A 14924-nucleotide genomic window follows, 5' to 3' on the forward strand; every position below is an offset into this window, starting at 1 on the left:
AGGGCCTGGCTTTCTGATACACTAGACTAGGTATATTTAAGGGATTTTATGGTAGAAAAAGCAGATAAAGAATTAAATGATCAACTCAGAGTACGTTTGCAAAAAATGCAGGCTTTAAAAGATGACCTGGGTGTCGACCCTTTTGGCCATCGTTTCGAACGAGATACATATGCAAAAGATATTCATAATTTTGCAGATGATAAAAGCGGCGAATCACTATATGAGGCCAAAAAACATGTCATTGTTGCTGGTCGTATGATGGCCAAGCGTGGTGCTGGCAAGGTTATTTTTGCTGACATCAGAGATGTCAGCGGAACAGTTCAAATCTACGCACGTCGTGATGACTTGGGCGAAAACTATAGTCTTCTGCGTCGTGCTGATTTAGGTGATATTCTGGGTTTTTCTGGTCAGGTTATGAAGACTGATGCTGGCGAGACGACAGTTTTGGTTGACAAAATTACTTGGCTGTCAAAAGCACTGCGGCCATTGCCTGATAAATTCCATGGTTTAACTGACATTGATACACGTTATCGCAAACGTTATTTGGATTTGATTGCAAATCCGGATTCTTTTGATATCTTTATCAAACGGTCGAAAATCGTCAAAGCCATTCGCGATTATATGGATTCGGTTGGCTTTATAGAAGTTGAGACACCAATTCTGCAAAACTCTGCTGGTGGCGCCGCTGCTCGTCCATTTGTAACACACCATAACGCTTTGGATATTGATATGTACCTACGAATTGCAACAGAGCTGTATTTAAAGCGATTGATTGTCGGCGGTATGGAACGTGTCTATGAGATTGGCCGGATTTTCCGTAACGAAGGTATGGATACAACTCATAATCCTGAGTTTACCACGCTTGAATCTTATGCTGCTTATTGGGATTTGTCAGATGTGATGATCGAGACAGAAAATATTATTCGCGCCGCTGCTCAGGCAGTTAATGAAGATGGTCTGATTACTTATAAAGATCATCAGGTAGATATCACAAAACCTTTTGCTAAAAAGTCGATGACTGCTTTGATCAAAGAAAAGACCGGCATTGATTTTGATCAAAAGATGGATTTAGATGATGCCCGTCAATTAGCTGATGATAATCATGTTAAATATGAGAGCTTCTGGGGTGTCGGCCATATTATTTCTGAATTTTTCGATACTTTTGTCGAAAAGACTTTGATTGAACCAACTTTTGTCTATCATTTTCCTTTGGAAGTCAGCCCATTGGCTAAAAAAGAAGATGACAATCCGGATTTTGTTCAACGTTTCGAGCTTTATATTGCCGGTAACGAGTATGCCAACGCTTTCACGGAACTGAACGATCCGATTGATCAACGGCAGCGTTTTGAAGCCCAAGCTTCTGAACGTGAAAATGGTAATGACGAAGCTGAGTCGATTGATGAAGATTATATTGAAGCCCTCGAACACGGTATGGCACCAACGGGTGGTTTGGGGATTGGTATTGATCGTCTGGTGATGCTTTTGACTGACCAGGCTTCAATTCGAGATGTGTTGCTGTTCCCAACAATGAGAAATTAAAACAGTATTTAAAAACCTTGATGATTCCTCATCAAGGTTTTTGTTCTAAAATAGGCTGCATGCAGAAGAAATCAACAATTAATAAATTTTTAGAAGCCATTCCACGGATTTTATCTAGTCCGATATCGATCGCGATTTTCTTATTTTTATTTATTTATCTCGTTATTTTCGGAATTTTGGGTTTAATTCCGCAACTCAAGTTTCTTGAACCATCGAATACGAGCCAGTTAATTCTAGGCAATTATACGAATGTCCTGTCGGCCTTAGGTGCGGCCATTGCGGCTGGCGTTGGCACGAGTGTTCATAAACATGTTCGTGCTCATCGTAAACAAACAGCCGATTTGCAAGTGACAGTCGACCGCTTGGAGAAAAAGATAGATGAACTTGCAAAAAAGATTAATGCTGATAATCCAAAATAAAGATTAAACATTAGTGGTTTTTTGCCGTTTAATCCGCAAGACCAGATACAACAAAATCGCAGCAAAGACGCTGCATACGATCAAAGCAGCCAGCATCCCGATCATTGAGACTTGTCTAGGACGAGAAACCACGGACAGCACTTGACTCACAATTAAGACACCGATGACGCCTGCTACTTGTCTAACGGTGGTTATCAAAGCAGTGCCGTGGGGAATCAAGTCATCATCTAAAGCGTTGTTTGCATAAGTGACGGCCGGCATCATCATAAAGGCGTTTCCTGATTCAACCAATGCGGCAAAGATGACGGCAAACAACCAGTTTTTCAGTTCAACGATTAATGAAAGACCTGCGAAGCCAATAAAGATCATGGACGCACCAATCAGCATGGTGCGTTTCAGACCAAATTGTGCCATGACCTTGGCCGAGCGGCGGTTCAAAATGCTTAAGCTTAACGCCGCCGGCACCATTAAAAGGCCTGACCATAGACTATTCAAATTCAGGATTCTTTGAAAATACAGCGGCATTAAAACCGTTGTCACGATTAAACCGATATAGGATCCAGCCGTCAGAAACATGCCAAGCCGAAAAGCAGACTTGGCTAGTACATGCAAATCCAAGAGGGGATTTTTGACTGTCAGCTGCCGATAAACAAAGTAAGCAGTTAGTAGAAGACCGGCAATTAATAAAATGAGCAGCCAGACACGGATACCTGAAGATAATGTTTGCAAAGCGTATAAGACCATTAACAGCCCCACTAAAGATAAAGATGAGATCCAGTCGAAATGATAAGGTTCTTTCGGCATGACATTACTGATATATTTGAGGGACAGCAGAAATAAGACCAGCAGGACTAGTAAGAAAAAAGCGAAAACGGATTGCCAATTAAAAGCCTGCAAAATGACACCGGAGACAATTGGTCCAACAGCTAACGCAGAACCCATCACCAATCCGACTGCCCCCATTTGAGCGGCGCGATTCTCCGATGGTGTGATCGATAGAATCACAGACTGGAAACTGGGAAATAAGAGTCCGACCGAGATGCCTTCTAATAAGCGGCCTACCATCAGCAGATCAAAGTTTGGTGCGTAGATTGCAATTAAGGTGCCAACCATAAAAATAAGCTGTAAAGCTAACAAAAAATTTTTAAAGGGCAGATTTTTCAAAAACCAAGGCGATAAAGGCATCATCAAGACCATGATCAGCATAAAGCCTGTCGTTAACCACTGGACACTTGCAATCGGTACAGAAAAACGCTGCATTAAAGTCGGGTAAATGGTTGTCATAGCTGACTGACTGATCGAAAATGTAAAACTGGTTGCTAATAATAAGTTGATAAAAAATTTCTTGTGTTTATTTGATAAATTTGGCATTAATCCTTCTTTCTTTACTAGTACACTGTATGCGTCGCTGTTTTGATTATAAATAAAAAGGCTCTGCGATAACAGAGCCTTTTTAAATTAGATCGCGACGGTAAAAACCCCAAGCAGATATGACGACTAGTATCATCATGATGATCCATTGCAGCCACCAAAGAGGCCAGTCGATATTCTTCACTGGTAAATCACGCATCCAGCCTAATGGTGTGACGGTCAAAACCCAGTTCGGCAGTTTTAGCATGTTGTGAAAATAAAGCAGGAAGAAAGACAGTCCTAAGTAGGCATATAAGACTGACACAATTCTAGGCAGCCAAGCAATTAAGAATAGTGCCAGAGCCAAGAAGGTCAAAATACCCGGCATCAGGCCAAGTGCCAATTCGTTGAAATGGCTAATGGGAAGACCGTGTTTTAACAAGGCGTTTCCTATCAACGCCATTGTGTATACCGCACCCAGATCAGCCAAGATGGTCGTGGTCAAGGCGGGGAGGACATAACTCAGGAGTAGTCCGCCACGAGAAGTCTTCTTAGCGTAAACCAGTTCCGTAAGACCTTTTGCCGTGTCGGAATTGATTTTTGCAATCATCTGGATGCCGGGGATGATCGCTAATAATATAAGGAAGTAACTGATCATGGCAATGAACTGCAGCAGGATCTGGCTGCTGACTTGTCTGACCTGATCACTGCCAATAATTTGAGCGATGCTGGGATTGATTTTTAGTAGATCGCTGATTTGCGGGAAGATCGATGCATACATGGCGGCGGTAGCAACATTGGCAAAAATCCAGATTAGAGCGATGTACTTTTGAAGGTAGAAGGAAAGGCGATTGAGATTGGATAAGAAACGCGGTGCAGTTACTGGTCCGCGCCCACTTTGGATTAAAGCGGCGTTCAAATCACGATGGCCAGCAATTTGGAAGGCCAGTGCTGCAAATACGACGGTTAAGGCGAGCATCAGCCACACAACTTTCAGGTCGTTTTGTGTTCCTATTTTGCCTAACTCGACCCATCCGAACAGGGATAACCAAGTCCACTTGGCTGCGCTGACATCGGTCGCCATACGGACCGCGTAGCAGATAGCGAAAAAGATAAAACTGGCGGAATTGGCAGCTTGGGAACTATTAAATATTTGAGCTGCCAACAAGGCAGCTGCACCAAACATCAAGCCGACTAAGACCGTCTCTAAGGAGAAAAGCGAAATCATTTCAGAGGTCATACCGGTTATATTGGCAGCCCATATGGACAGGTAAGAAATAATCATCAGTATCAAATTAAAAATGATTATTTCTAAAACAGCGGCTGAGAAGGGCGCCAGCCTGCCTACAGCTGTTGCGCGAATGATTTCTGTAACACCCTTATCTTCTTGGGCACGTGTTGTTCGAACGGCCAATAAAATATTTGGGATCACTGTGAATATCCCTGTGAAGACAAGCATCATAGCGATAAAAATTTGACCCGTCGAAATGCCGCTGCCCGTGGGTGGTACACCAAAAATGGATGTCATGGCAGGTGTTTTTAAAGTAACAATGATAGACGCGATCGCTTTTCTATTGCCATAGATGCCGTTAAATTTGCTGGCGCCGGCTAAAAGCGTGGCCGCAATTGCTAAGATCCACACGATGATAAAAGTGCTGTCTCGCTTGAGTGCTGCTTTTAAGATTAAGCCGTTTTTTGAAAACATGTTTGCAAACATCAGCTCACCTTCTTTTGGCCACCATCATAAAAGTGAAGGAATAATTCTTCTAGGCTTGGCGGTGTGACCTGTAAATCTGTCACGGAGAGAGCCGCCAGCACCTGCATCATTTCTGACAGGTGTTCGCGGTCAATCGTGAAATTAATCCGGCTGCCATCTTGTTTGAAAGCTCGTACCCCAGGCATTGCAGCCAGTTTATCCGCTTTTTCTTTGACGAGGGCGCTGACATTCAAAGCAGAAAGATGTTTCAAATCGGCCAAAGCACCGACTTCGATGATTTTGCCCTGTCGAATGATGGCCAAACGGTCAACGATTTTTTCAATTTCCGACAAGATGTGTGATGAGAGCAGGATTGTCTTACCAGCTGCTTTCAGCTTTAGAATTTCTTGTTGGAAATTCAATTCCTGCAAGGGATCAAGGCCGCTGGTCGGTTCATCAAAAATATAGAAGTCGACATCAGCTGAGAAAGCCGCAATCAAGGCGACCTTCTGCCGATTTCCTTTAGAATAGGTACGATTCTTTTTGCTAGGGTCAAGATCAAATTCTTTGATTAAGTCCCACGTCTTGTGCGAACGCTTTTGGCCGCCGAGCCTTAAAAGCAGATCAATCGTCTGACCACCGGTCAAATTCGGCCACAAGCTGACGTCTCCGGGTACATAGGCGAGATTCTTGTGAATTTCGACTGGGTTTTTAAAGACATCCTTGCCAAACAAACTGATTTCGCCGCCGGATTTTTTTAATAATCCCAACGCAATTCGGATGGTTGTCGATTTTCCAGCACCATTGGGGCCGATAAAAGCAAAGACCTCGCCTTTATGTACATCGAAGCTAATGTCTTTTAAAGCCTGCGTTTTACCAAAATTCTTTTGTAGATGTTTAATATGCAAAACTGTTTCCATTTTCTTGTCCTTTCCGCTGACGAGAATATCTTGGACTGTTTTGTGCAGAAAGTCAATAAAAAATGAAATATTTTATTGTTAAAGTTCACTTTTTAGAAAAATAGCTCAGTTTAGCGATATAATAAGCTCAGTCATGTCAGGAAAACGCGAAAAAAATAAGTCCCAGCAACGGGACAAAATTTTACAAGCTGCTTATGCTGTTTTCAATCAGATTGGTTATCAAGCTGCCAAAGTGAGTCAGATTGCCCAGACGGCTCACGTATCGCAAGTGACTTTATATAAGTATTTTGCTTCCAAGCGGCTGCTTTTTAAGGCTTTACTGAAAGATTTGATCCAGCGTGAATTGGCAAATATGAAACAAGCCCTATCTGATTTGTCTGTCGATCAGCCGCAAAATTTCTTAAAAGTCATTCAGTTTTCCCAACAAGAGACGCGGGAGTTCTCCAAAGTATTTTTTGAAGATGTTGTCGCCGAATACCAAGGGCAAAATGGCGATCACGAGATTTATGACTATTATGAACAGGAATTGACCGTTTTTTGGCAATATATGATCGCCCAGGTCCGAAGCAGCGGCTATATCGCTTCGCGAATCAATGATCAATCGCTGATGCTGTATTTTAAGATTTGGACCAGTTATTTTGCCGATCCGAAGAATAGCCGCTGGGCGCAGGGAATTGATCTGAAGACCTGGGTGACACAATTGACTGATTTGTTTTATTTTGGTTTGCTGAATGTCAATGATGATAAACGGCAGGAAATGTTAAAGGACCTGTATGAAAACTGATTTTCGTCATGAGGATGGCCACTGTTTTTGAATATTATAGTAGAATAAGTTGTTGGGTTAATTTGCTTGACCTGCGTTTGAAAATGCCCTAAACTTAAATGGTTGTTCAGCAACATGATTATTCCGACTTAGCTCAGTTGGTAGAGCGCCTGACTGTTAATCAGGTTGTCGTCGGTTCGAGCCCGACAGTCGGAGTTTGCGGTCGGTTGATTTCACAGCCAACCGTTTTTTATTGGAAATGCTTGGGCAGATTCTAATAAGTCTAGCCGACTTAGCTCAGTTGGTAGAGCATCGGTATCGTAAACCGGGGGTCGGCGGTTCGAACCCGCCAGTCGGCAGCATATTTATAAAACAGCGTCATATCAAGTGTAAGAAAGCTTGATATAACGCTGTTTTTGTATGTTTGTACACAAAAAGCGCGGCAGTCGTTTAACTCATAAAAGCTTTTCTAAAAGCAGTAATTCGTCTCCTGGGTTTGTTCGACAGAAAAAAGTTCCTAAATTAGGAACTTTTCATGACCACTATTCAAGAAGATCCAAAATAGTCTGTTTAGCCTCAATAAAAGATGAGGTGGGAAGCAGACCGACTTTTTGTGCATGACGCTTTTTGTAATCGAAAGTATGAAATTGCAGTGGATTGATATAGCCGTGGACGGTGGAAGCGCCAGAAACAGGAATGAAAAAATCTTTCAAACGATTATCTTCGGAACTTGTTATTGGACAGACGACAGCTAAATCAGTCACGCGAGAATAATTTTGGCTGCTGAGAACGAGAGCTGGACGGCGTTTTCTAATTTCTTCACCGACGGAGGGATTGAAGTCAATATAGATAATATCCTGCTGATCCGGAATATAGTTAATCTGAGAACTCGGTGTCAAAATCCGAACCTCCAAACGCTTCTTTTTGGGTTAAGTGTTCGTGTGCTTGGACCCATTTTTCATCTTTGAAAGGGTTGGTTTTCTTGGGTGTATAGACAATTTCACCATCACGACCCTGGAAAACGGTAAACTCTTTGGCAGTTGGCTTTATCTCTTTAGGCAGTGTCAGAATATTTGAGTTGCCGGATTTTCTAATTTTAACTGTGGCACCAATCATTGCGTTAACCCCCGTATGTCTTTGTATATATTAAGTATATACGAGGACTGTTTGAAAAGCAAAAAACACCGGTCTTCATGTTGCCTTAGACAGCTAAGTCACCAATAGCTACGACCCTCTAAGGCCTCTCGAACTGAGCTTCAGGAAAAGTCTATGCTGTTTGCTACGTGCTGACTTGGTTCAATATTTTCTTGTCAAAACTAGGCCATCTGGCTTTCCGCTGATGTCATATGCTCTGAGAATCTGCAGCAGGACATCAGCGGATAGCAGGCGAATAACTCGATAAGCTTGCAGCAAGGGGATGCCGGCCTCAGTGAGGACTCGGCGTAGTTGATGATCAAGACTGATATTGGCTGAAGGGGAATCATTGATTTTTCCAATGTTGCCGGCTTTGACTTTTGTTAAACAACTCAGCTTTTTAGCTAGAGGGCCAGTCACTTGAATCTCTGTTTCTTTGTTGTTGATCTGCAATTGTAAAATTTGTTTGTCTTGTCTGATCAATAATCAGCTCCTATGACTAAGGAATTATCTAGATCATTCTTCTGTCAGTTTTCATTTAGGATTAGTGTTACTGGCAAGTGCTCGTTTTTTAGCCTGGTGTTTTCGGTAAACATATTCGACCCAGCCCCAAAAGAAAAAGAAGATGAAGGTGCGAAGGCTGTCTATCCAACTATGCTGTAAATAGTTGGAGAAGCGATATCCTCGTCCAGCAATCAGATCGATCACGCCTCGCAAGCCAAAGATGATAAGCAAATCTAAGATAACGAACAACAGAACGTAAGCTAAAGCTGATTTTGTTAGTTGTTTTAAGTTTTTCATATAAATATTAATAGTTCTGTTTCTTCCTATTTTGGATTAGTTTTAATGTAACATGTGAACACTGGCTTAGTACATCAAAAGCACAACAATTTGTTGCGTTGGTGTTGCGCCACGGATTAGTAACACAAAATTATTGGTTTTTTCTACTGTTCCCGATACACATTCAGCCAATGATGCGGCTGGAGTTCTTTTAAAGGAAGATATTGGACTGAATGATGTTTGTCAATCTCAACCGCACAAAGAACCTGGTCGCCCCAAAAGTTAAGTCGTTCTTGGCAAATACCGCAAGGCGTCAATACTTGGAAAGCTGATTTCTCGTTTTCCCGGACCAAACACAGACTGTGAGTTATTTTTTTGTTCAAATTGGCCGCTTGCAGATAAGAACCCAATTCCATGCAGACGGACGAAGCGGCGTTGGGAAAATCCGGTGATATACTGGTCAAAATTGAACCATCTTCCAGTAAAACACCAGCGGAACCACCCCAGCCTGTTGGATAATGTGCTTCTAAATTCTGCTTCACCTGGTCAAATAACGCTTGTTCTTGTACAATTTCTTTGTTCATTTTAAATACCTGTTCTCATTTTCTCTCAAAGATGGCCGGCTGCTTAAGAAGTCGATAAAATGCTGTCATGTATAATTGAGACCCATGCGTAGGGTGAACGGTGAGGTAATACTGAAAGCGGTATCATTAATGCAAGATGATGAAACATCGGCAGGAATTAGTCGGAATGTCTCATATCGTATAAGGAAGTCTCTCGTGAAGAAAAGTTTTCTCTTTAAAGTATTGCCGATCGTTATTTTGTTAGCCGCCGTGTTGCTGCTGCAATTCTATCGCGTGCCTAACGCTCAAGTTATTGATGTGGCTCTCGTGATTATTTGCATCGCTGTGAGTGTGATTGGCGAGCATTTTAGTAAAAAAGAATAAATGATTGAAAAAATGCTCGATTTTTATCAATATCCTGCTAAGTTCTCCCAAAATAAAAAAGCCGTGGTATAAATAAAAACAAGGCACCTGTAAATAAAGTGCCGAATTTTAAAAAAGGAGAAAATTTCTCAAAATAAATTATATTTTTTGAGAAAAAATGAAGGCTTTATGAAAAACATAAGTAAGCAGTATATTGCATTATTTGTATTAGCTTTTTCACTGGTTGCCGGTGTCGCTTTACCGACTTTTGCGTCTGACAACAATATTGGATTTGCTTTTACAATCCAATCTTATCAGGAGGAATCAACAACAGGCTGGCGCTATAGACAAACGAAGTCCACGGCGAATCCATGGAAAGTTGGTGTGTATACTTCAACTGAAGGCAATGGCTCTTACTATTCGGCTCATTTATACGGATCGCAGAATGGAGCACTTGCTTCGCCGACCAAAAATGCCTATACCGGTCCAGCTTATCCGTATGTATATAGCGGAGCCTATTCTAACGCAAGTCAACAGAATGTCCGCATGGCAGTATTCAATCCTACTTGGACACCATCTGTATTTTATATCACTGGTGCATGGGATGAGGAGACTTGGTAACTATTAATTATGATTAGATATAGCTTAGAACGTATTATTTGGACAAAACGCTTTTGGGGCGTTTTGTTTGTGTTAACTGTCATAACTAGCGTTGATGCGATCCAACATGTCGTAATGGCAAGTGGACAATCTTTCACAAAAATTGCTTGGCTCTCAACTTTTATGGCTAGCAGTTTGGTTGCGGCATATATCGGTCATTTATTGATTGCTTTCACGATTGGTTTATTTCCCGTCTGGATTTTGTTGGGATCTGGTTTTGCTTTGCTAAATGATTTTGAGTCCGGCCAAGCTTATAACGTGGCGAGTCGGGTAGGTGTGGCCAAGTTTCTGCGCGGCCATTATATCGGTGCTGGTATTAGCAGTGTGATTTTATTCGCTGTGCCTTTATTATGGAACGCCCTGCTCATTTATATTTTGAGATTATTTCCTTTTACGAGATGGGATGGTCAAGCACAAATGTTCCAGTCTGCACCAAAAATACCTAAATATGATTTTTTACTCTGGCAATTTCGGCATCCTGCGGCAACCTTTTGGCTTTATCTAGCTTTGTTTTTGTTGGCCGCTTTTCTAGTCGGCATGTTGATGATTTCTTTTAGTTTGATCCTGAATCGCTTTTATCAAGTCTTAACCGTTACAGTCTTAGCTACTGTCTTGTTAGGTAGCCAAATTTTCAATATAGGGACCTTGGTTCAGACCTTTGCACCTTTGGTACTTGTTCGAGATTGGGCGAATGCTTGGATAGACCTTCTTGCCATCTTGGCGATTTTTAGTTTGGCAATTTATTTTTGGCGCAAACGAGGAGAACTGGAATGATTAAAAATCCACGCTTTTTGTTCTCGACTCTCCTGATGATTCTGTTCTTGGTCATCTGCTATGTCTTTGGTATCTCTTGGTCGGCCATTACTTATCGAGATTGGTTAACATCTGAAGCTGGTGGTATCTACTTTTACCGGCTTAACTGGCAGACGGTTTTTTCAGTTATTTTCCTTATTTATTGGTCGATCAATATTGCGGTTCCGGTGCAGACTGTTGTACGTCTACAAAAAAGCAGTCTACTTTCCCGTATGTATATGATTAAGACATTGAAGCTCACTTTTGTGTTTGCCTTAATCTATTGGCTGTTACCTTGGACTCGTATTTTTCAATTTAATCCAAGTAGTGCAGAATTGGTGACTTTTTTAGTTCTATGGACGTTACAGGTCGCCTTATCTCTGGGCTGGACATTAATCATTATCTCTCTTGTACAAATTGTGATGAATTATACTTCTTGGTCTTCTATACTAATAGGACTAATTATCAATACTGTGATGGCTGTGATTGCCTATCTTCCTCTGCCTCTTTTGAACAATTCGATTTTTTCTCAAACCCAAGTAACCCTTTTTGCCGCGCCTCACGCTTTAGGAGCGGGAATTAGCTACGCTACTTTTGGTTTATTTATTTATATAGTTATTCTTTTCTGTTTATACATTTTTTTTCAAAACAGTATTCGGAGACGCGAATGGATAAAGTAAACTATGGATTACGCTTTGCTATCTTGAGCGTGATGGTCTTACTAACCTTTTTGATGCAGAGCCGAGGCCACCAAGCTGTCTATTTTTTTGATTATATGCACGTTAGTCTTGTTACTCGCATCTTCTTTTTTGGTTTGTTACTAACTAGTTTTTTGCCAATTGTTGGTAGTGTCAAAGAGTGGGAGACGGGTGCCACGCTGAATCAATTGATTCGTTATAAGGCACGTTGGCATTTACTCGTGAAGACCTACTTACGAAATGTCATGATTTTAATTATTAATCCTCTGCTTATTCTGTTGGCTGACTTTTTCATTTTTGAAAAAAATGCCCTGTGGCCACAATTTTTTTCATTAATTATGGGCTACATTTTTTTTACCAGTCTATATATGTTATTTGAACTGCTATTTTCACCGGGCCCAGCCTTACTGATTATTAGCGCGATTTTATTAACAGCTTTATTAGTTTTTCGATTACCAGCTGGACTGGCCGCCTTCTTTTTGATTAATCACATCGCTGTGCCGATATGGAGCTACTTGGGTCTTTGTGTAGCAACCATATGTGTTTTGTGCATCTCGGCCCTCTTTTTGCAACGCAAAGAATTTTTTGGATCACACTAAGGAGATACATATGATTGAAGTTAAAAATATTATCAAAACCATTAACCATAAGACGGTCTTAGACAATCTATCTTTGACCTTCGAGACTGGCAAAATTTATGGGCTAAAAGGCCGAAACGGTGCTGGCAAAACGATGCTGCTGCGAGCGATTGCCGGCTTAATCCGTTTGGACTCAGGCAGTATTACTATTGATGGGAAAGTCCTGCACCGAGATATTGATTTTCCGTCTGAACTTGGTTTGCTCATTGAAAACAATAATGTTCTGCCGGAATTCACTTTAAGAAAAAATCTCCTTTTACTGGCTAAAATTCGCAAAGTGGCTAGTCCGGAAATGATTGATGCGACAATCAAACGCGTGGGGTTGGATCCTACAGATAAGCGAAAGGTGCGTCAATATTCTTTAGGTATGAAGCAGCGGGCCGCGATTGCGCAAGCCCTGTTTGAAAAACCGAAATTGATTTTATTAGATGAACCGACTAATGCGATTGATATTGAGGGCGTGAAAGAAATGCGCCGAATCTTTGAAGCGGAGAAGGAAGCCGGTGCCACGATTATTCTAGCAAGTCATAATCCAGAAGACTTGTCCATCTTGGCAGATCAGGTCTTCAATATGGAAGAAGGTAAATTAGTATGAGAAGCAGTAAAAAAGCCTCTTTAATTGCTTTCATTATCATTGTCCTTGGCCTCTTTGGGCTGTTAAGCTACAATTTTTTGAGCCAAAGAATCAGCCAAAATGCTGCCAGAAATTATGTGCCTAAGGTTAAAAAAGTCGGTAAGGCAGGCCAATCAAACAATTATATAAACAGGAATCCAGCCAAAGCCATAACTCTGACAGGGCCTATCGATAGCAAAACGATCGCTGATATAAAAGTAATTCCTGGTTTTTATGATGCACACCTGACTGGGGGGACAACACAATATTTCAACATGGATGGTTTGACACCTCAGCTGGATGAGCAAGGACTGCTCTTAATAGGTAATTTAACAACTAGTTTAGAAGCTGGTAGAACTATTCAATTAACACCGACGAAATTTAGTCCCTTAAAGAAACAAGGCGATAGTTATGTCATTACTAATCCGGGTAATTACTTACCCGACGTTCAAATTCCGGTGGGCAGTTATCATGTCACGTATGAAGGCAAGATGTCTGTGCAGGAGCCACATGCTACAGATGGTAAGCCAGGTACAAATTTAAGCCTAGAGTTAACAAAGTATGATGGTTCTACAGTCATGCAAAGTGTCGAAAAAGATCATTTCCTTGTGGGACTCTATAAAGGACCAAGTAAACACGATGCAGGAATGAAAGAAGGGCTCTTGAGAGTCCAAAAAAATCGCCTTATACGAGTCAGTATGACAAATGTCATTGATCCAAATCTAAAAATTCTTTTGACACCTATTAAAAAGTAATTTGTGTTGACAAAATGATGTTTTGAAAAAGCAAGGGATGCATAGTCCCTTGCTTTTTTGCACTCACTGTTGAGGTAACTCGTAAAATACCTGAAGACCATTAATAATACGATTAGTACCAACAATAATAACAATGCCGACTAACATTTTCAAAATTTCGCTGAATTTCCTCATAAGCAATCCTTTCATTTTAAGCTACTCATTTTCGTCTATTATAGAGCTATGTATGATCCTCGAACTCACTCACTAGGCACACAATTTAAAACCATCAGAAAAGAGCGGGGATATTCTGCAAGCACCGTGGCAGATGGTATTTTGTCTGTCTCGACTCTTTATAAATTTGAAGAAAATGATGTGAATTTGTCTTTTATCAAAGTGGTTCAATTACTGGAAAAAATGCATGTTGATTTGGATGATTTCGTTCAAATCACAGATTCTAATTTCAATAATGAGTATCAAATTTTTTTGAATCAGATGAATGTTTTATATAGCGAGAATAAGCTGGTTGATTTAGAGGACATTTTTATATCTCATTTGCATCAGTATCAGTCTAATAAAGACCATTTTGATCTCGTATGTGCTGCCACAACGATGGCTTTATTGAAGAATTTGAATCACAACTATCCAGTTAATCAAGCACTTGTTTCGGACTTGACCAACTATTTGTTGAGAGTTGGTGGCTGGCAGAATTTTCAAATCACGGTTTTTGGCAATTGCTTGACGATTATCAGCTCACGCGTGATTGAGATCATGGCTAAAGAGATGATTACTCAGCACGAGGAGCATAGGTTAAACTCAAAAAATTCAGAATATTTATTATTAGCTTTAGTCAACACGATTGATGCCATGATTGACCGAAAAGATTTCATCTATGCTAAGGAATTGGTGAACGATATCGAGTCAATGGATATCCCAGAGATTTCTCTATTGGCACGGTTCAAACTCATTTTTTTAAAAAATCTTCTACTCTTAGACGCTGAGGAGGCCAAGAAAAGTAATGGTGCCTTACTCCTTTCACTTGATCGGCTCGGCTCCAAACAATTAGCTGCTGCTTACCAGGCTTATATGAATGAGTTTTATAGTCAGAATAATTGATTTTAGGGTACAACAAAACCACTTCAGACGGATCGAACTTTCAATATACTTCCAAGACATAGATTTTTATTTTTGGAGATATTGCTGAGCGGACACGATTGGCTTAGATTTATGTTCCGCTTGAAGGCTGCCGCCGATTACAATAA

19 protein-coding genes and 2 tRNA genes are annotated in these 14924 nt (G+C 40.9%); 13 read left to right on the forward strand and 8 right to left on the reverse strand.

Going from position 1 to position 14924, the window contains the following annotated elements; genetic code table 11:
• Window positions 1–48 precede the first annotated feature (48 nt).
• Both lysS and NRF22_RS04240 read left to right on the forward strand, forming a co-directional pair.
• Complete coding sequence (gene lysS / locus NRF22_RS04235; protein WP_007744709.1) at window positions 49–1539, forward strand: lysine--tRNA ligase; 1491 nt, start codon at window positions 49–51, stop codon at window positions 1537–1539.
• A gap of 59 nt (window positions 1540–1598) precedes the next feature.
• The gene (locus tag NRF22_RS04240; RefSeq protein WP_007744707.1) at window positions 1599–1958 is read left to right on the forward strand and encodes a hypothetical protein; all 360 of its coding nucleotides are present in this window, start codon (window positions 1599–1601) and stop codon (window positions 1956–1958) included.
• A 3-nt stretch (window positions 1959–1961) separates the two neighbouring features.
• On the opposite strand, the gene NRF22_RS04245 is transcribed toward NRF22_RS04240, so the two are convergent.
• From NRF22_RS04245 to NRF22_RS04255, 3 genes are all read right to left on the reverse strand, one after another.
• Window positions 1962–3329, reverse strand: a complete 1368-nt coding sequence (locus NRF22_RS04245; RefSeq protein ID WP_007744705.1) for an MFS transporter — start codon at window positions 3327–3329, stop codon at window positions 1962–1964.
• A gap of 82 nt (window positions 3330–3411) precedes the next feature.
• Window positions 3412–5025, reverse strand: a complete 1614-nt coding sequence (locus tag NRF22_RS04250) for an ABC transporter permease (RefSeq protein ID WP_263779390.1) — start codon at window positions 5023–5025, stop codon at window positions 3412–3414.
• The gene (locus NRF22_RS04255; protein WP_263779391.1) at window positions 5025–5924 is read right to left on the reverse strand and encodes an ABC transporter ATP-binding protein; all 900 of its coding nucleotides are present in this window, start codon (window positions 5922–5924) and stop codon (window positions 5025–5027) included. Before NRF22_RS04255 ends, NRF22_RS04250 begins: the two co-directional genes overlap by 1 nt.
• A gap of 133 nt (window positions 5925–6057) precedes the next feature.
• On the opposite strand from NRF22_RS04255, the gene NRF22_RS04260 reads away from it, so the two are divergent.
• The 3 genes from NRF22_RS04260 (at window position 6058) to NRF22_RS04270 (ending at window position 7046) form a co-directional block, all read left to right on the forward strand.
• A complete protein-coding gene (locus NRF22_RS04260; protein WP_007744702.1) occupies window positions 6058–6708 on the forward strand; it encodes a TetR/AcrR family transcriptional regulator in 651 nt (216 codons plus the stop codon).
• 122 nt (window positions 6709–6830) lie between these two features.
• Window positions 6831–6903, forward strand: a tRNA-Asn gene (locus NRF22_RS04265).
• Between the two features lie 70 nt (window positions 6904–6973).
• Window positions 6974–7046, forward strand: a tRNA-Thr gene (locus NRF22_RS04270).
• Between the two features lie 183 nt (window positions 7047–7229).
• On the opposite strand, the gene NRF22_RS04275 is transcribed toward NRF22_RS04270, so the two are convergent.
• From NRF22_RS04275 to NRF22_RS04295, 5 genes are all read right to left on the reverse strand, one after another.
• Window positions 7230–7586, reverse strand: a complete 357-nt coding sequence (locus NRF22_RS04275) for a type II toxin-antitoxin system PemK/MazF family toxin (RefSeq protein ID WP_007744701.1) — start codon at window positions 7584–7586, stop codon at window positions 7230–7232.
• The gene (gene mazE / locus NRF22_RS04280) at window positions 7564–7803 is read right to left on the reverse strand and encodes a type II toxin-antitoxin system PemI/MazE family antitoxin (protein ID WP_007744700.1); all 240 of its coding nucleotides are present in this window, start codon (window positions 7801–7803) and stop codon (window positions 7564–7566) included. The genes NRF22_RS04275 and mazE overlap by 23 nt, the downstream gene beginning before the upstream one ends.
• A 180-nt stretch (window positions 7804–7983) precedes the next feature.
• Window positions 7984–8304 (reverse strand): hypothetical protein, encoded by a 321-nt coding sequence (locus NRF22_RS04285; protein ID WP_007745480.1) that lies wholly within the window; start codon window positions 8302–8304, stop codon window positions 7984–7986.
• A 51-nt stretch (window positions 8305–8355) separates the two neighbouring features.
• Entirely contained in the window at window positions 8356–8622 is a 267-nt protein-coding gene (locus NRF22_RS04290; protein ID WP_263779394.1) for a hypothetical protein, read from the reverse strand.
• Window positions 8623–8765: 143 nt separating this feature from the next.
• Window positions 8766–9185 carry a cytidine deaminase gene (locus NRF22_RS04295; protein ID WP_007744692.1) on the reverse strand — a complete coding sequence of 140 codons (420 nt, stop codon included), beginning with the start codon at window positions 9183–9185 and terminating at the stop codon, window positions 8766–8768.
• Between the two features lie 195 nt (window positions 9186–9380).
• Between NRF22_RS04295 and NRF22_RS04300 the strand changes: the two genes are divergently transcribed.
• The 8 genes from NRF22_RS04300 (at window position 9381) to NRF22_RS04335 (ending at window position 14778) form a co-directional block, all read left to right on the forward strand.
• Window positions 9381–9548 (forward strand): hypothetical protein, encoded by a 168-nt coding sequence (locus NRF22_RS04300; protein ID WP_007744691.1) that lies wholly within the window; start codon window positions 9381–9383, stop codon window positions 9546–9548.
• 168 nt (window positions 9549–9716) lie between these two features.
• The gene (locus tag NRF22_RS04305) at window positions 9717–10148 is read left to right on the forward strand and encodes a DUF2712 domain-containing protein (protein WP_007744690.1); all 432 of its coding nucleotides are present in this window, start codon (window positions 9717–9719) and stop codon (window positions 10146–10148) included.
• A gap of 114 nt (window positions 10149–10262) precedes the next feature.
• Window positions 10263–10961, forward strand: a complete 699-nt coding sequence (locus NRF22_RS04310; RefSeq protein ID WP_007744689.1) for a hypothetical protein — start codon at window positions 10263–10265, stop codon at window positions 10959–10961.
• On the forward strand, window positions 10958–11659 hold the full coding sequence (locus NRF22_RS04315) for a hypothetical protein (RefSeq protein ID WP_007744688.1): 702 nt from the start codon (window positions 10958–10960) through the stop codon (window positions 11657–11659). The genes NRF22_RS04310 and NRF22_RS04315 overlap by 4 nt, the downstream gene beginning before the upstream one ends.
• On the forward strand, window positions 11647–12276 hold the full coding sequence (locus NRF22_RS04320) for a hypothetical protein (protein ID WP_007744687.1): 630 nt from the start codon (window positions 11647–11649) through the stop codon (window positions 12274–12276). Before NRF22_RS04315 ends, NRF22_RS04320 begins: the two co-directional genes overlap by 13 nt.
• A 10-nt stretch (window positions 12277–12286) precedes the next feature.
• Window positions 12287–12910: an ABC transporter ATP-binding protein gene (locus tag NRF22_RS04325; RefSeq protein WP_007744686.1), complete on the forward strand. Its 624-nt coding sequence runs from the start codon at window positions 12287–12289 to the stop codon at window positions 12908–12910.
• On the forward strand, window positions 12907–13683 hold the full coding sequence (locus tag NRF22_RS04330; RefSeq protein ID WP_263779395.1) for a hypothetical protein: 777 nt from the start codon (window positions 12907–12909) through the stop codon (window positions 13681–13683). Before NRF22_RS04325 ends, NRF22_RS04330 begins: the two co-directional genes overlap by 4 nt.
• Window positions 13684–13905: 222 nt before the next feature.
• The gene (locus NRF22_RS04335; RefSeq protein WP_007744684.1) at window positions 13906–14778 is read left to right on the forward strand and encodes a helix-turn-helix domain-containing protein; all 873 of its coding nucleotides are present in this window, start codon (window positions 13906–13908) and stop codon (window positions 14776–14778) included.
• Window positions 14779–14924 lie beyond the last annotated feature (146 nt).

The sequence above is a fragment of the Oenococcus kitaharae genome (assembly GCF_025758695.1).
GTDB classification, from domain to species: Bacteria; Bacillota; Bacilli; order Lactobacillales; family Lactobacillaceae; genus Oenococcus; species Oenococcus kitaharae_A.